The 17,398-nt window shown below is 45.4% G+C and carries 16 protein-coding genes; 14 read left to right on the forward strand and 2 right to left on the reverse strand.

Annotated features, from left to right (window positions below; genetic code table 11):
- The first annotated feature begins 458 nt into the window (after positions 1-458).
- Both ACFTRD_RS29565 and ACFTRD_RS29570 read left to right on the forward strand, forming a co-directional pair.
- Positions 459-650: a DUF4177 domain-containing protein gene (locus ACFTRD_RS29565; protein ID WP_379386216.1), complete on the forward strand. Its 192-nt coding sequence runs from the start codon at positions 459-461 to the stop codon at positions 648-650.
- Positions 651-808: 158 nt separating this feature from the next.
- Positions 809-1,219: a hypothetical protein gene (locus ACFTRD_RS29570; protein WP_379386218.1), complete on the forward strand. Its 411-nt coding sequence runs from the start codon at positions 809-811 to the stop codon at positions 1,217-1,219.
- Between the two features lie 589 nt (positions 1,220-1,808).
- On the opposite strand, the gene ACFTRD_RS29575 is transcribed toward ACFTRD_RS29570, so the two are convergent.
- Positions 1,809-1,943 carry a hypothetical protein gene (locus ACFTRD_RS29575; protein WP_379386220.1) on the reverse strand — a complete coding sequence of 45 codons (135 nt, stop codon included), beginning with the start codon at positions 1,941-1,943 and terminating at the stop codon, positions 1,809-1,811.
- Between the two features lie 368 nt (positions 1,944-2,311).
- Between ACFTRD_RS29575 and ACFTRD_RS29580 the strand changes: the two genes are divergently transcribed.
- The 7 genes from ACFTRD_RS29580 (at position 2,312) to ACFTRD_RS29610 (ending at position 8,485) form a co-directional block, all read left to right on the forward strand.
- Positions 2,312-2,827, forward strand: coding sequence for a ParB N-terminal domain-containing protein (locus ACFTRD_RS29580; RefSeq protein ID WP_379386222.1), 516 nt, complete (start codon positions 2,312-2,314; stop codon positions 2,825-2,827).
- 337 nt (positions 2,828-3,164) lie between these two features.
- On the forward strand, positions 3,165-3,425 hold the full coding sequence (locus tag ACFTRD_RS29585; protein ID WP_379386224.1) for a DDE-type integrase/transposase/recombinase: 261 nt from the start codon (positions 3,165-3,167) through the stop codon (positions 3,423-3,425).
- 45 nt (positions 3,426-3,470) lie between these two features.
- Positions 3,471-3,596: an IS3 family transposase gene (locus tag ACFTRD_RS29590; protein WP_379386371.1), complete on the forward strand. Its 126-nt coding sequence runs from the start codon at positions 3,471-3,473 to the stop codon at positions 3,594-3,596.
- A gap of 378 nt (positions 3,597-3,974) precedes the next feature.
- Entirely contained in the window at positions 3,975-4,601 is a 627-nt protein-coding gene (locus ACFTRD_RS29595; RefSeq protein WP_379386226.1) for a polysaccharide deacetylase family protein, read from the forward strand.
- A gap of 147 nt (positions 4,602-4,748) precedes the next feature.
- Positions 4,749-6,002, forward strand: coding sequence for a mechanosensitive ion channel family protein (locus ACFTRD_RS29600; RefSeq protein ID WP_379386228.1), 1,254 nt, complete (start codon positions 4,749-4,751; stop codon positions 6,000-6,002).
- Between the two features lie 221 nt (positions 6,003-6,223).
- A complete protein-coding gene (locus ACFTRD_RS29605) occupies positions 6,224-7,465 on the forward strand; it encodes a macrolide family glycosyltransferase (RefSeq protein ID WP_379386230.1) in 1,242 nt (413 codons plus the stop codon).
- A gap of 165 nt (positions 7,466-7,630) precedes the next feature.
- Entirely contained in the window at positions 7,631-8,485 is an 855-nt protein-coding gene (locus ACFTRD_RS29610; RefSeq protein WP_379386232.1) for an aldo/keto reductase, read from the forward strand.
- 211 nt (positions 8,486-8,696) lie between these two features.
- On the opposite strand, the gene ACFTRD_RS29615 is transcribed toward ACFTRD_RS29610, so the two are convergent.
- Positions 8,697-9,848, reverse strand: a complete 1,152-nt coding sequence (locus tag ACFTRD_RS29615; RefSeq protein ID WP_379386234.1) for a glycosyltransferase — start codon at positions 9,846-9,848, stop codon at positions 8,697-8,699.
- A 346-nt stretch (positions 9,849-10,194) separates the two neighbouring features.
- On the opposite strand from ACFTRD_RS29615, the gene ACFTRD_RS29620 reads away from it, so the two are divergent.
- From ACFTRD_RS29620 to ACFTRD_RS29640, 5 genes are all read left to right on the forward strand, one after another.
- On the forward strand, positions 10,195-11,772 hold the full coding sequence (locus ACFTRD_RS29620) for an extracellular solute-binding protein (protein WP_379386236.1): 1,578 nt from the start codon (positions 10,195-10,197) through the stop codon (positions 11,770-11,772).
- Between the two features lie 80 nt (positions 11,773-11,852).
- Positions 11,853-12,779, forward strand: a complete 927-nt coding sequence (locus ACFTRD_RS29625) for an ABC transporter permease (protein ID WP_379386238.1) — start codon at positions 11,853-11,855, stop codon at positions 12,777-12,779.
- 29 nt (positions 12,780-12,808) lie between these two features.
- Positions 12,809-13,693 (forward strand): carbohydrate ABC transporter permease, encoded by an 885-nt coding sequence (locus tag ACFTRD_RS29630; protein WP_379386240.1) that lies wholly within the window; start codon positions 12,809-12,811, stop codon positions 13,691-13,693.
- Between the two features lie 46 nt (positions 13,694-13,739).
- Entirely contained in the window at positions 13,740-16,073 is a 2,334-nt protein-coding gene (locus tag ACFTRD_RS29635; RefSeq protein WP_379386242.1) for an AraC family transcriptional regulator, read from the forward strand.
- Between the two features lie 33 nt (positions 16,074-16,106).
- Entirely contained in the window at positions 16,107-17,234 is a 1,128-nt protein-coding gene (locus tag ACFTRD_RS29640) for a glycoside hydrolase family 88 protein (protein ID WP_379386244.1), read from the forward strand.
- Positions 17,235-17,398: the final 164 nt, after the last annotated feature.

Below are 17,398 nucleotides of genomic sequence, written 5' to 3' on the forward strand. Positions count from 1 at the left end.
ATCTGAATGATGTTCCACCGATCTGATTCTTTTTTATTACAACTTTACGGAACATGAATTGTAGAAGTAGAACGGCCAAAGGTCGTGACTCAGGCGGGCATCCTGAAATGGAGTAAAATCAAAGCATTGAGGAAACGCATGATGCCAATGTCTATAACTTGCTGGCGGATCCGCAGTAAGGTCATTCCGGAATAGAAATATCCCCCGTGAGCTTGGCGGCACGGCGGGGGAGATGTAGTGGATGTTACTACCTCCTTTTTTCATTGGAGGATTATAAGATTAGTAGCAGAAGACGGAAGATGTAGCGTATCCGTCCCGCAAACAGCCGGAGAAGTGTAAAGGTTGTATGGGGCAGATGGGATGGAGTGAAGCAGTTTACCCTAAGCCGGAAGATCGATGTGTAAGAAAGGAAAAGCCTTCTAAAATGTCGAATTTACGAATTTATAGGAGGTGACATCATGAATCAATTTCCACCACAACAATACAAAACAGTTCGCGTTAACGCTTTGCACGATCCAGGACCAATTGCAGAATGGGAGAAAGAGCTAAACCGTCAATTTACAGCAGGATGGAAGCTTCACAGTTTAGTACCTCAAACTGATGAGGATGGAACATACTGCAACGTGGCGATTTTCGAAAGAATAGGATAGTACTCAATGTAAATTAGGCATCCTTCGGGATGCTTTTTCTTCTGTTAGATGCAGGGGATCACTGATATGTTGTAGAAATATATCAAAGAAACTCATTTTCTGTAGAAAGAAGTGGTATTTTGGAGAGATTTTTTAGATGGATTAGTAACAGGAATACTATGATTGGGATTTTGATCAGTGCTGTTATTCTAGGGGGAATTACATACTATCTAAATACTATAATCCCTAAACCAGAGACGATTAAAGCTTTGTTTACTTACCTTTACCAAAACCCAGGGAAATATCTATTAACTACGTTTATGAACATTGCATCATTTGTTTCCGTATTCCTTGCAGGCGGGATTATCATAGGTGTGTCAGTTGTAGTACTGTTTAACAATGATGAATGGGATCTTAGTATTGTTCAAAAGATTCTGGTGATTCTTCTCGGACTTGTCGGTCTGGTTGCTTTAATATTCAGTTTTGTTTATCTCACATACTTAAGTAAATTGGTATTTGTAATTATTCTCGCAGGTCTCGCAGCCTTAGTAATTGTGTGGCTAATAAGTGAATCAGGAAATAACCGTTAGAGAAAAGCGCCATCGGGGTGCTTTTCTTTAGCTCTCATATGGCTGAATGTGAGTAGAATTAAGCTTCTTAGTATGAGAACGTCCGTTTGCAGGGATCAGTCCATTGAAGAGCGGAAAACAGTAACTGAGTGAGCGTACGCATGGATGCATATGATGGTCACCCAAACGTTGAAACCAAATCAACACAAAATGAGTAAAAAAGCTTAAACGAAAAGCTCTTCAAATTTTGTTTAGGCTTGCTCACCTCGACACTTTTCTTTCAAGAAGGTAATATATTCCTGAACCGAACAAATTTGAATGGGGGATTAAGATGTAAATAGTTGATAAAGATACACTTCTTCTGGAAGCTCACGACCTTTTTGATATTGATACACGCATCAATGCATCAGGGCCTGATTATTATAATGAACTTGTAATTCATGCAGTGCATCTCCATGGTGCGGTTTTTAGCTTGGAAGGAATGTAAATTGTAGCTGATAAATCCACAAAAGAACATTATGGCGATTTATTCAAACGCTTAGAAGATGCACTAAAGAGACATAACAGTTAAATACGATCAATCAGGACGAGCCGTGATGCTTGTCCCTTTTTATTTCTTCAACCTGCATGTGATTTCTTGTAGGCCACGAAACCAATAGTAAGCTTTAACAGCAACGAACATTTTGGGAAGAGTGTCGCTTAGTAAAGCATTCAAGAGTTCATAAATCATTTCAATAACTGTCATAGTGGATAGTCCTCCTAATGTTTTCTTGCCTTATTCATCGTGCTTTCTCCAGTTAGAGTTGCTGAGAGATTAAAATGTGCTGGTATTGAATGAAAACTTTTTTAGCAATTCATTCCATACTCTAGTAGTCGGTCCATCTCAGCGAAAGGGTGCGGTGAGAGTTACTTAACTTGCCTCATGACCTTATACGGGAACATCTATTGGTGCTTTAGGAGGCTTTTAAAATTATTTTTGGAGGTAGAGAACATGAACATCAGAATGTGCCAATCGATCAGATTAATGCAGCAGCCTACAACCCCCTCGTTGATCTCTAGCCTGGGGATCTGGAGTGTGAAAAGTTTCGACGCAGCACAGAGGAATTCGGTTATGTGGAGCCGATTGTCTGGAACGAACGGACCGGGAACATTGTCGGCGGCCATCAACGGTATAAGATCATGGTCAACGAGCTGGGCCACACTGAGCTGCGGGTATCCGTGGTGGATCTGGACAATCCGCAGGAACGGCTCCTGAATATTGCTTTGAACAAGGTATCTGGTCGTTGGGATGATGAGGCTCTGGGTAGATTGCTGGGTGAGTTGCGGGCTGATGGGGCCGACCTGGTGTTGTCTGGATTTGACCAGGAGGAATTCGAGGATCTGATAGCAGAGATTGGTACTGTTCCAGATACGGAGATTGAAGTTCCAGTCGTTGAGGATGATTTCGATGTTCAAGGTGCATTAGATAACATTCAGGTACCTGAGGCGCAGCGGGGTGATATCTGGCAGCTTGGTCCCCATAAGTTGATGTGCGGAGATTCTACCAGTGAAGAGGATGTCGGTTTCCTGATGGATGGGGAGCTGGCCAACCTGGTAGTGACCGAACCGCCTTACAGTTATAAAGAGTGATTCGGCGCGCTTGGCCGCTGACAGCCGGAGTATCATACAAAACGACGACATGCCCGCAGAGGAATTTGCGGGCTTCTTGCATGCAGTATTTGAACAGTACGCGAACTTGATGAACTCTGCAGCCGGGATCTATGTGTCTTACCCTTCCTCTTATCAACGGAAATTTGAAGGATGCCATGAACACTGCCGGCATTGTCGTTCGTAGTCAATGTGTTTAGGTTAAGAACGCAGCATCGTTTGGGTGGTCACAGTACCGTTGGCAGCATGAGCTTGTTTTCTACGCTCATTTGAAGAAGAACGCTCCCTCTTGGTACGGGGAATGCCAGCAAAGTACAGTATGGCGTTAGAATTGATGGTGGATGAGCGGGAGCTATCAACGGTTTGGGAAGTATCTCGTGGTGAACGCAACGATAATGAACTGGTGCTTCGCACATTCAGCAAGGCGTTTGCGAAGCAAAAAGACGTGACCGGACTGGTCGTTCATAGCGACCAAGTGTTCCAGTACACGTCTCATGCTTACCACGACATGCTGCTAAAGGTTGGCGCCCGAATCAGCATGTCTCGCCGAGGAAATTGTTATGACGATGCCTCTATGTAGAGTTTCTTCTCGCATCTCAAAACGGAAGGACCCTATCCTTAACATATCCGAACGGTTACCGAGGCACAAAGCAAAATCGAAAAATCTATCCGTTTTTACAACCGAAAACGGCCACAACGAAAACTAAAAAAACTGATACCGGTAGAATACCGACGCCAGTTTGCAGCCTAGGGTCTTTTTATAATGTCTACAAAATGGGGTCTTGACCAGTTCTGGTTGGTGGTTTTTCAGTTTATGATATAATTATTTTATAGTTAGATGGAGGGACTCAAGATGTTTGAAAATCGAGAACAGCTCCAAGAAATTTTAAAAAAAGCAAGTCAAAGAATCAGGTGCATCCATTTATTATATTAAAAACAACAAACGTGTACGTGAAGATGCAGAAGGATACAGACTCGAGATCATTTCTGATACAACAGGACAAAGACAGGAATTTGATTGCCATGAGTAAAAAACAATTAGGGTTAACCGGAACAGACCTAAGGCTCTGGACATGGAATAATAAGGGTTAGCATAGTCAAGCTGTAATGGAGAGGAGATCGTGGTTTCATGGTCAACATATCGTTAATAGAGCAGGTTTCTATCCGGGAAAAGGCCGTGGCCTTCACGTTTGATGATGGACCACATCCTGTATATACGCTTCAATTGCTTGAGATTTTCCGTAATGTGGGTGGGCGGGCGACTTTTTTTATGATTGGCAAGGAAGTGGAAGAATACCCGGGAATAGCGGCTGAGGTGCATCGTGAAGGGCATGAGATTGCTAATCACACCTATACTCATCCGGATCTAACCAAGCTGACGCTGGAGCAAGCCGGAGAAGAACTGCAACGTGCGGAAATCCTCATCCGGGAGGTGACGGGGGAACCTACGAAGTGTTTCAGACCACCGTATTTTGGCGTGAATGATGACATTCTATCTCTGGCTGCGGAGCGGGGATATCGATCAATAGGTGCGGTCAACGGCGCTGCGAAGGATTGGGATAATCCCGGTGTCGATCATATTCTGGAACATACCCGGTCTACGGTGAAGCCAGGCAGCGTTTTCCTGTTCCATGACGGGTACGGAGATCGTTCCCAGACCGTGGAGGCGGTTCGTGTGCTGGTCGAGGAACTGGCCGCAGCGGGGTACCGCTTCGTAACGGTAAGCGAAATGTTGGCAAACTCCAGTGATGTTTGACGAAACGAACCTGAACTGCTGGCCCTTCATTCTTTAGAATGGTAGGGCCCTTTTTGGGTAGATTAAAGGACTTTTTTTGAAATTTTACTTCGTACTAGAATCTAATCTATAATAATAGGCTAATATAAACTGCGTCAGGAGGATACAATGGACTTTATCAAAAATCAACTAGACGGAACGGGCATGAGTGAACAAACCATTGGATATCTTGCGAACATGATCATGGTGGTATTTATAGCTGTGGTCTCCATACTGGCCAATTTTATAGCCAAAAAAATCGTGCTGAAGATTATTATCCAAATCGTCAACAACAATCGGTACACGTGGGATAAAATCATTGTGGAGAAAAAAGTGTTCCACAAGCTCTCGCATCTCGTACCGGCAATCATCATCTATTATTCGGCGTATATCTTTCCGTCCTATCAAGCTTTGATTGAAAAAGCAGCTTTAACGTATATGATCGTCGTAACTATCACGGTATTGAATGCATTACTCAATGCTTTTGACACGATATATCGTTCATATGAAGTCTCCAAGATCAGACCGATTAAGGGATACATTCAGGTGGCCAAAATCGTTCTTTTTATCATTGGGGGCATTATCGTCATCTCGAGCCTCATTGGTCAGAATCCGTTAATTATTCTTAGTGGACTTGGTGCGTTGTCAGCCGTTCTGATGCTGGTCTTCAAGGATTCCATATTGGGATTGGTGGCGGGCGTGCAATTATCATCGAATGACATGGTGCGTGTCGGTGACTGGATTGAAATGCCCAAGTATAATGCCGACGGCGACGTCATCGATATTACATTAAACACGGTAAAGGTAATGAATTTCGATAAAACGATCACCATGATCCCAAGCTATGCGCTCATCTCGGATTCGTTTAAGAATTGGAGAGGCATGCAGGTATCCGGTGGCAGAAGGATTAAGCGAAGTGTCTATATCGATACAAGCAGCATAAGCTTCTGTACCAAGGAAATGATTGGGGAATTTCAGAAGATCCACTATCTTACGGATTATCTCGTGACCAAATTAAATGAGATTAACGAATACAACATGGAACACCACATTAATACGGAAAGTATTGTGAACGGTAGACAGCTTACGAATGTGGGTGTATTCAGAGAATACATTCATCAATATTTGAGAAATCATCCGAAAATTCATAAAGATATGACGTTGATCGTGAGACAGTTAGCGCCGGGAGATAACGGACTGCCGCTTGAAATCTATGCATTCAGTAATGATATCAATTGGGGTGTGTATGAATCGGTTCAAGCGGATATCTTTGACCACATCTTTGCGGTTGCGCCGACATTTGGCCTTCGTGCCTTCCAGAATCCAACGGGTCATGATATCGTGCAACTCAAAGAAAGCCCACAATATTCGAGAGGATATTGAGAGCTGTTATTTAACTGATTCAATAAATATGAACAGAGGAAGCACCGTAAAGGTGCTTTTTTTTTGTTTAAAAAGTGACATATATACTATTTACAAAAATGGAAATAATTAATAGTATAATTATATGGGTGTGATTTCCAGTTTTTTTACCCTTATCATCTTGCAGCTAGAAATACAATGTCCCGCTTTGAAGATTGGAAAATTTAATGGAGGTGAATTTTGTGGCACGTGTATTAGTTGTAATGATGCCTGCAGAAGGACATATCAATCCGTCGCTCGGGGTAATCAAGGAACTGGTTGAGAACGGGGATGAAGTCGTCTACTGTTGCACGGAAAAATACCGGATGAAGATTGAAGCGTTAGGCGCACAGTTTAAAGCTTACTCCTTCAACGAGGCAACCCTGCTCAACAACCCAAATCTGAAGCCATTTGAAATTAAGCACCCTTATCAATTTTTGTATATGATGTTGGAAAAAATAATTCAACGGTTTATTCCGGATGTTCTGAATCTGATCGAAAATGAAACCTATGATTATTTAATTTTTGACTCCTTAATAGGTTGGGGAGGGCAAATTTTAGGCGAAAAGCTGGGTATACCAACGGTATGCTCAACCACCACTTTTGTCTTTGTAGAGCCTTTTGGATCAGGCAAGCTTAAGGATGACACGGAGGAGGTCAAGGAGCTGTATAACGGAATCATGGAGATGTCCCAGCAAATAGCTTCCCAGTTTAATGTGGCTGTGCCTTCTCTGGCGGAACTTTCAGGACATTCAGGGCAATTGAAGATTGTCTATACAAGTCGTTATTTTCAACCCATGGGGGACAAGCTGGACGACAGCTTTGTATTCACCGGCCCATCTATTACACCTCGCAAGGATGCACCATCTTTTGCAAACGAATCTCTGCATGCTCTATATAAACAGGCAGTTTATATTTCGATGGGAACCATTTTAAATAAGGATCTTGATTTTTATAAACTTTGCTTTACGGCTTTTCATGATCTGCCTGTGCAGTTTATACTGTCTTCGGGGAAGGATACTGATATAGAACCCATTGCAGATCTCATTCCTGAAAATTTCATCATAAGACCCTATCTCCCACAATTGGAAGTGTTGCAGCATGTAGATGTTTTTCTGACACATGCAGGTATGAACAGTACAAGCGAAGCTTTATATTACAATGTACCGTTGGTAATGCTCCCGTTAACTTCAGACCAGCCGCGTGTAGCAGGCCGGGTAGAGGAGCTGGGGGCAGGGGTTATCGTGGATAAAAATAACCTCACAGCCGATGTATTGAGAAGCGCGGTATTAGAGGTGCTTGGTAACGCCTCCTATAAGGAACAGGCAGAGGTTATTGGGAGAACGCTCCGCGAAGCTGGCGGGTACAAGCAGGCTGCTAGGGCGATAAAGGACCTTATGGGTAAGCAGTCGATATCGGTCACAACCATCTCTTCGGTTGAATGAAGAGGGGACTGCCCTTCAATAGAACTAGCGAGAAAGCCACTACCCCGTTAAACGGGTTGGTGGCTTTCATTTGATTCATCCGCGTACGGAGGGGTAGAATAAACGAGAGGGCATATTACTTTTTCCATATCGTTTACATACTTTTCGCAAAGGAGAGTTCTTTAGATGAATCATACAATCCCGGAATATACGTTGAATGATGGCTTGAGAGTACCTGCCATTGGGTTTGGTACCTACAGCTTAAAAGGAGAAGAGGGCGTCAAATCCATAGCATCCGCGATGGATGCAGGTTATCGCTTGATCGACACCGCGTATAACTATGAGAACGAGGCGACTGTCGGAAAGGCGATCAAGCAGAGCCCAGTTTCCAGAGAAGAGCTGCTGATCTCATCCAAGCTGCCAGGGCGTTACCATGCTTTTGAAAAGGCGATTGTAGCCATTCAGGAATCCCTATACAGAGCAGATCTGGATTATTATGATCTATATCTGATTCACTGGCCGAACCCCAAGCAGGATATGTATGTGGAAGCGTGGCAGGCACTCATCGAAGCGAAGAAACGCGGATATATCCGTTCCATCGGAGTTAGTAATTTTCTTCCCGAACATAATGAACGCTTGATTAAAGAGACCGGAGTAGCGCCAAGTCTGAATCAGATTGAGCTGCATCCATTCTTTGATCAAGCGGATCAGCGGGAGAAGGATTCGCAACATGGTATTGTTAATGAATCGTGGAGTCCCATTGGGCGTGGCAATGATGCGGTACAGGATATCGTAAAAGACGAAAAGATCCTTCGTATTGCCGAGGCACATGGGAAAACGGGTACTCAGGTTATTTTGCGCTGGCATACCCAGCTCGGGTCAATTCCTATTCCTAAAGCTGGCTCTCTTCAACACCAGCAAGAGAATATCGATATTTTCGATTTCGAGCTGAGCGAGAAGGAGATGGAAGTCATTTCTTCTTATAACCGTGAGGATGGACGGTTGTGGAATCAGGACCCGAGTGAATACGAAGAGTTTTAAATTGCTAAATTTGAAAAACGTGCGATTCACCGTAAGGTGAGTAAAACGAGTATGAAGGAAACGTAGCCTCCTATTCTACGAAGTTGTAGATAGGGGGCTTTTTGTTGTATTAAAAGAGTTGAATGCAGTTGGAGCAGGAGTAGTATGGGCGAAGTTATTCATGTATCTAGTAGTACTTTGAATTTTCATATTTGCAAAATAAGTTTTAAAACTACTCCACCAGTTTTTCAGACCTCTGTGCCATATCCTGTAAAACGCGAGCCACCTTACTTTTTCTGCCTTTTGCTATTCTCTGTATTCTTGCGAGAGATTTTTTATACGCTTCCACATCTGTTTGAAGCGCGAAGTGTTTGGCGGCAATCCGTAATGTTTTCTTTAACAATCGTGCGGAAGAACGCGTTGTTCTGGACCGGAGGCCTCTGCGCAAAATTCGCAGCGTTTTTTTGTAGGTTTCGAGGTCAGCTGATGGTGGTACAACGCAGAATAAATTGAGTGCGGAATCATTGAATCCATAGGTTTCAAGCATGATTTTCAGATTCTCTGTATTGAGCACTTCCCCTCGGAAATGAGTGGGATGTTCCTGATGATAACCTACGACCTCTTTCATGCAGTAGAAGGGCACTTTCAAACGATGCAGCCTGTAGCCAAGATCCCAGTCTTCAAGCCCATAGAGTACAAACCGCTCGTTGAAACCTCCAACTCGATTCAGAAAGCTTCGGCGGATGGATACACACCGTGTGACAAGCAACATCCATGGAGCCACATCGGTGCTGGCAAATTGCTTGATGACACCAGGCGGTATTTTGGATGGGAATATCACTTTGGACAATGCATCTGTCTGATGAATGATATCTTCTGGGGTGACCAGTGGGACAATTTCATTCGCTGCATCAAATTCAGGACGCCATAAGTTTGAAGGGGTAAGGATCGAACGACAATGTTCTTTTTCCGATGGCGAGAAGTCTGGATAGTAGTGAGTATAAGCATCGGCAAAGGAATGCGGAAAACCCGAAACGACAGCTCTGGAATTTTTACGATGATATTGACGCACTGTTTGGATGAATTCGGGTAATGCCAGAAAGTCAGCATCACAGAAGATAACATACAGACCTTTGGCATGCTGAAGCCCCAAATTCCGAATCGCTGATCTGCCACGTTGCTCCGTTTGCGATACGTAGGTCAAAGAATATGAAGACTGGAATGCCTGGATCTGTTCTTTCGTTCCATCAGTGGAACCATCATCAGCTACGATGACTTCGAAAAGGTGTTTCGGATAGGTTTGTGTCTCGAGGGCTGCCAGTGTAAGCAATAACTGATGGGCACGGTTATAGGTTGGGATAATGACGCTGTAGCGGATCGCCATTCCTGTTTCCTCCTTTACGTGGTTGGATGCTCCTTATGAAAGAACACGTTCAAGTAAGAAGTGATATTAGTTTATTCCATATATGTCCTAGCGACTGGTCAAACACCCTCTGATTTTGGAAACAGGCTTGATCGATCTCCTTCTTTTGCTTACCATTCAATCTGGAAATATGATCTTGATCTCTTGCATTCATGTGCAAATCCTGCGCTGCACAAGGAAATATCAAATTTTGGATATGTCGGCAAGAATGGAAGATAGCCATTGTAACGGGCAAGCGGTAACTTTATGGGGAGCAATAACAGGGCTGCTTATCAACGATACGAATTCAATGGGGGGACGTGAAGCAATGAAACGGTCATGGAGAAAACGACTGGCAATTGGAATCTGCCTGATGATGAGTATTACTGCTCTTGCAGGCTGCTCGGGAGACAACGGAAGTGCAGGTGAAGCAGAAGGAGATGGACCTACACCCATTTCAATCTGGATGTCGATGAATACGAATGCGTCCATCACACTCAAGAGCATGAATGAAATTACGGCGATTAAGGAATGGGAGAAGAAAACCAATACCAAAATCGAATTCCAGCATCCTGCTGTGGGTGCCGAGACCGAACAGTTCAATGTCATGATTGCCTCGAATCAGCTGCCTGATGCCATGTTTGTCAATGGAGATTACGCCAAACTGTTCAATGATGGCATCATCATTCGACTTAACGAACTCATTGATGAATACGCTCCCAATTTGAAAAAAATCCTGGATGAGAATCCCGAGGTTGCCAAACAGTTAAAAGCGGACAACGGAGATATCTATGCGATACCGCATCTGCGTCTGGGGGAATACAAAACCTTCGGCGGTACGTTCATCCGTCAGGATTGGCTGGATGAGCTGAAGCTGGAGAAACCGGAAACGATTGAGGAGTGGGAGACGGTACTCAAGGCCTTCAAGGAGAAAAAAGGTGTAGCAGCGCCCCTGTTGTTTGGTGCACCACCCAAAATGACCACGATGGGACCAGCCGCACCGACGTATCTGGAGGCTTATGGCATCACTAATAATACGTTTATGAAAGATGGCAAGGTGGTCTATGGACCAATCGAGCCGGAATACAAGGAATTTCTAACGATGTTCCATCGCTGGTATCAGGAGGGATTGATTGATCCCGATTTTGCTACCAATGATCAGAAAACATACGATGCCAAAATTTTAAGCAGTCAAGCTGGTGCGTTTTTCACCTTCATCGGTGGAGGCGTAGGCCGCTACCTGCCCGCTCTGCAGGAAACGGACCCGAGCGCCAATTTGACAGCCGTGCAATATCCGGTGCTGACCAAAGGGGATGAACCGATGTTTACCGGACGTTCCTGGGAGTGGAGCAGTAGCGGCGTTGTGATCACCAATAGCAACAAACACCCGGAAGAAACGGTCAAGGCACTCGATTATTTCTTCAGTGAAGAAGGGCATATGCTGAAAAATTTCGGTGTGGAGGGCCTAACGTATACGATGAAGGACGGTTACCCGACCTATACCGATGAGATTTTAAAAAATCCGGATGGTTTGTCGGTTGCTCAGGCCATGGCCAAACATTTTATTGCGAACTATCCCTTCGTAGGGGAGGATGATGATCGGTACAACGAGCAATATTATCAGCTCCAGCAGCAGAAGGATGCAGCTGTTCTGTTCTCCAAATACAGTGAGAATACGCTGAAAGTAGGACTTCCTCCTACCAGTCTGACAACGGAGGAATCTTCGGAATACAGCAAAATTATGAGTGATATTGGAACCTATCGGGACGAGATGTTCGTCAAATTTGTCATTGGGGTCGAGCCGATTGAGAACTTTGACAAGTTTGTGGATCAGATCAACAAGTTTAACGTGAAACGGGCTATTGAAATTCAGCAAGCTGCCCTGGATCGTTATAACGCCAGATAAGGAAGAGATGTCCACGGGTGGTAAAGCACTTACCGCTTTTACCGCCGTGGATGCCCTCTTTGGAATGAAAAAGGAAGGGGATGAAGAAGGTGTCGCACAAGCTCTCCTTGTTATGGCTCAACTACAAAAAGAATAAAGCCATCTATTGGATGGCTCTTCCCGTCGTTTTATATTTTCTCGTCTTCAAATATCTGCCGATGTACGGAGCTATAATTGCGTTCAAGGACTACTCGGTGGGCAAAGGCATATGGGGCAGTGATTGGGTCGGATTGCAGCATTTCCGTGATTTCTTTCAAAGTTATTATTTCTGGCGAATCCTGAAGAATACTCTATTGTTAAGTTTTTATCAGCTGTTGTTCGGTTTCCCGGCTCCCATTCTCCTTGCCCTTCTGCTTAATGAGCTTCGAAGTCAAATCTTTAAACGCACGGTGCAGACGATCTCGTACATTCCCCACTTTATTTCGATTGTCGTCATTTGTGGCATGATTGTTGATTTCTCGTCGCGTGATGGGCTATTCAACACCATTATTGGTTATTTTGGTGGTCAGAGCAGCGCGCTTCTCAGCGATCCGGCCAATTTTCGTACCATTTACACGGCTTCATCGGTTTGGCAGGAGCTTGGCTTCTCCAGCATTATTTATTTGGCTGCGCTAAGCGGCATTAACCCCGAGCTCTACGATGCTGCCAACGTGGACGGAGCGAGTCGGCTTCGCCAGGTGTGGCATATTACGCTTCCCGGCATCATCCCGATGATTATGATTCTCCTCATACTCCGCATTGGTGGACTGATGGAGATTGGGTTCGAGAAAATAATTCTGCTCTATAATCCGAATGTGTATGATACGGCAGATGTGATCTCAACGTTTGTCTACCGCAAAGGGATTAGTGAAAGTGCCGAGTTCAGCTATACAACCGCGGTGGGTCTCTTCCAGTCGGTCATTAACTTTACGCTGCTAATCGGTGCCAATCGCCTGTCCAAGGTGATATCCAATACCAAGCTGTTCTAGCCAAGAACGAGGTGAAGGGAGGGATTTCTTTGCAAATGAAAAGATCCATTGGAGAGCGGCTGTTTGGTGGTGCCAACGCGATTCTGATGACAGGGCTGATTGTCGTAACCTTGTATCCGCTGCTGCATGTGCTGAATGCATCGCTTAGCGACTCAGGTCAACTCATGGCCCATAGAGGCCTGCTGCTTTTCCCCAAAGGAATTACAATGGAGAGCTACAAGCTGGTGCTAAGCAACCCCAACATTCTGTCTGGATACCGGAATACGATATTCATTGTGGTGGTGGGCACGGCGCTTAATCTGCTGTTTACGATTCTGGGGGCGTATACGTTGTCCCGAAAAAGCTTTATGCTCCGCAATCCGATTATGCTGGCGATTGTATTCACGATGTTTTTTAACGGAGGAATTATCCCGTCCTATCTGTTAATCAATAACACGCTTCATATGGGGAACAGCCTGTGGGCTTTGATTGTACCCGGTTTGATCAGCAGCTATAATCTGATTATTATGCGGACTTCTTTTGCGGAAATCTCGGAAAGTCTGCTAGAATCGGCCCGTATAGACGGGGCTGGGGAGATGCTCATTCTCTGGCGGATCGTTGTGCCATTGTCCATGCCCGTCATTGCGGTGATGATTCTCTTTTACGGCGTCGGTCACTGGAATTCATGGTTCAGTGCGATCCTGTATATTCGTGACCGGAACCTGTTTCCACTTCAACTGGTGCTGCGAGAAATTCTGATTCAGAACAGTACAGATTCGATGACAACAGGAGCGACCGCTATGGACAAAGAGGCCATCGGGGAAAGTGTAAAATATGCAACCGTCATGGTAGCCACCCTGCCTATATTGTTCATCTATCCGTTTCTGCAGAAATACTTTGTTAAAGGTGTTATGATCGGAGCAATCAAGGAATAAATCAGCCTTATACCCTATCCAATAACACAATGTGAGGAGGAGACGCATGAAGAGGAAAAGCATCCTGTTGTCCTGGGGCATTTCTTACATGGTCATTCTGCTCATACCTATAGTGATCGGTGCTGCTGTTTTTGCCGAGTCTCGCATGCTGCTTGAGGAAGAAGTTAATCGTTCCAACATGGTGCTGTTATCTCAGGTACAGGAAACCATTGATAACCAGATTGGTGATATTGGCAGCATCAGTAATCAATTAATGGCTGACTCCCAACTCATGAGCTTCATTAATCATGCCTCGGAACAAGATGCTCGTTGGAGGTTCATGGGGATTGATCTGATCAAGAACTTGAAATCCACACGCGTCGGAAACGGCTTGATTAGTGAACTGTATATTTATATCAAACAATCCGATATCGCCTTATCCTCTTCTTCACTCATTCAGAAAAAATATCTATATGACATATTCTATCAGGGTACGGATGTAACTGAGGAAGCGTGGACCCGGCTTATGCACGATTCTGGTAAGAGCATGTACCGCAAGATGGAGGTCCGGAGTGAAGACCGACGGATCGAAGACACGCTGGTCTATATTCAGCCGTTTCCTATTCAGAATGGCGCTGACAGCCCTGCGACCTTCGTTGTTAACCTGGACCCCAACCGATTCCAGCAAGCCATTGATCACGTACGTTTGGAAAAAGAGAGCACCGTGTTCATTCTGGATCACGACGGAAACACGTTATTTTCCACCGGATCATTTGAAACCCCTTACATACAGGGTGATGATCTGAACCTTTTTCAGAATGGCGGGAAAAGAACGGAAACGATCGATTGGAACGGAGAATCCGTGACCGTATCGCAGATTTCTTCCAAGATTCAGGATTGGAAGTATGTATCCATCATACCTACCCGAATCTATGCCAAGAAGCTGACGGTCATCCGCGATATTACGCTTGGAGGCGTTGCCGCAGGACTTATCCTCGGTGGGGTGGCAGCCTGGTGGTTTACCAGGAGGAATTACCGTCCGCTGGGACGGATCATGAACATTATCTCCGATAAGGTCAAATGGAAACTGGAGCAGCCAGATAATGAATATGGCATCTTGCAGTCCGTCCTAATGCAAGCCTGGGAGGAGCAGGATCAATTTGCAAACAGGCTTAAGGATCAGCAAAACGTTGTGCGGGGCAGTCTTCTCTCCAAGCTGATGAAGGGAAGGGTACAGGTGGGTGAGGGGTTTGCTGCGGCGCTGGAACGGTCGGGCATTCGGTTCGTGACGGATTCATTTGCCGTATTGCTCCTGCACATTGAGGATGTTGAAGGACTGTTCCGTTCCAGAGGACGTGAGCAGGACCAGGAGGAGAAACACCAATTTGTGCATCTGATCCTGACCAATGTGCTGGAGGAGATGATCGGATCGATTGGTCACGTATACTCTGTGGACATTAATGGAAGAATCGCATTCCTGATCAATATTCGGGACTGTGAAGAGGATACCAGTCAACGGTTAATTCGTGCAGTCGAAGAAGCCCAGCGTTTCATCGGTTCCCGATTCTGCGTATACTTTTCTGTTGGCGTAAGCCATGTTCACCACCGTATGGTGGAGATCGCGGATTGTTTCCGGGAATCGGAAGAGGCGCTGGAATACCGGCTGATTCTGGGCATCGGTCAGATTATTGACCCGAACCGGATTCGTCGACCGAAGGAGGAGCTGTATTACCCTCTCGATCTGGAAAGACAGCTCATCAACTATATTGCTACCGGGAATTATGCCCGTTCCACGGAAGTGATGAACGAAATTCTCATGACCAATTTTGCAGGAGAGCCCTTGTCTGTTGAACTTGCTCGCTGTCTGATGTTTGAGTTGATCGGTACCTTTCTGAAAGCCACTGAACAGATCAAGACAGATGACCATAACGAGATGACGCAGCGTAACGATCTGATCCGGCAATTGTTTGCATGTGAGACCTTTGAGGAGATCGAAGCTGAGCTGTTGCGAATACTGGAGACGGTATGCCAGACGGTGCATGAGCGCAAGCGATTCCGCAGTGAGGAATTGAGGGATCAACTGGTGGAATTTATCCATGAGAGTTATGCAGATGTCAATTTGGGCCTGACCCATTTGTCGGAGCGGTTTCGTTTTCATCCAACCTATGTCTCCAAGTACTTTAAGGAACAGACCGGAGTCAACGTGATCGATTACATCAACCAATATCGAATTGAGCAATCCAAAAAAATTTTACAGGCAGAGGAACTGACGATTCAGGACGTTTCCGAGCGGGTGGGTTTCCTGAACAGCAATTCGTTCATTCGTGTCTTCAAAAAATATGAGGGAATTACACCCGGCCAATATAAGCAAAACAGCAGACTTGCCCAGCAAGAGGATTGAATAATATCACATGCTTAGAGGAGGAACTGTTCCATGTGGAAAAAGGCTATTGAAGATGCGCTCCATGTCACCCGGCATAATATAGAACGATTTGAGGGACGCTTTCCCCATGTTAGCAACGGGGATGAGCATTATGTGCTTAACGATAATACGGAGTGGACGGCAGGCTTCTGGTCGGGCATCCTGTGGTTATGCACGGAGTATACACAAGACCCGTTGTTTCGTGAGGCAGCAGCAAGTACCGTCGATAACTTCCGTCGGCGAATGGAGCAGAAAATCATATTCGACCATCATGATATTGGTTTCCTCTATTCATTGTCATCCAAGGCACAATGGATTGTGGAGCATGACGCTGCCGCAAGGAAACTGACGCTGGAAGCTGCCGATATGCTGATGAAACGATGGCGGGAGGAAGCTGAACTGATCCAGGCTTGGGGACGCAAAGGCGATGTGCACAACGGAGGGCGAATTATTATCGATTGCCTGCTCAATCTTCCGCTGCTGTTTTGGGCGTATGAGCAGACGAATAACGAGGAGTATCGCCGCGTTGCCGAGCTGCATGCGCTGAAAAGTCGCCGTTTCCTCGTTCGTGGGGATGACTCAAGTTATCATACCTTTTATTTTGATCAGGTTACGGGAGAAGCTATCCGGGGCGGCACACATCAGGGTTACCACGACGGCTCCACCTGGACGCGCGGACAGGCATGGGGAATATACGGATTTGCACTGTGCAGCCGTTATCTGCAAAGTGCAGAAATGCTGGAGACAGCCAAGCGTCTCGCACGTTATTTCATTGCCCATCTTCCGGAGGATGAAGTAGCCTATTGGGATTTTGATGCTCCGCAGACGCCTACTACGGAAAGGGACAGCTCTGCATCGGCCATTGCTGCCTGTGGCCTGTTGGAAATTGCCGGATGGCTGGATGAAGCTGATCCTGAGCGGAAGGTTTTCCAGAATGCAGCGGAATCCTCCATGAAATCCTTAGTTAATCATTATTCCACGCAGGGCTCAGATACAGCGGAGGGTTTGCTGAAGCATGGTTCCTACTCCGTAAGAGGCGGAGATTCACCTGACGATTACACGATCTGGGGTGATTATTTCTATCTTGAGGCGTTGATGCGTCTGGAACGAGGCATTCCCGGGTACTGGTATGATCGATAGGGTGGAAGTTTGTTGAGTTACATTTAAAATAATCAAAATTTATACGCAAAAGCGGATGTCCTTAAGTCATGAACATGACGAGGGCATCCTTTTTGGCGTTAATTCGGTTTAACGAACCGAGCACATGTTATTGCTGCGATATCCATAAGTCTGCCGGTTTGGTT

Source organism: Paenibacillus sp. NPDC056933 (assembly GCF_042674385.1).
Classification (GTDB): Bacteria; Bacillota; Bacilli; order Paenibacillales; family Paenibacillaceae; genus Paenibacillus.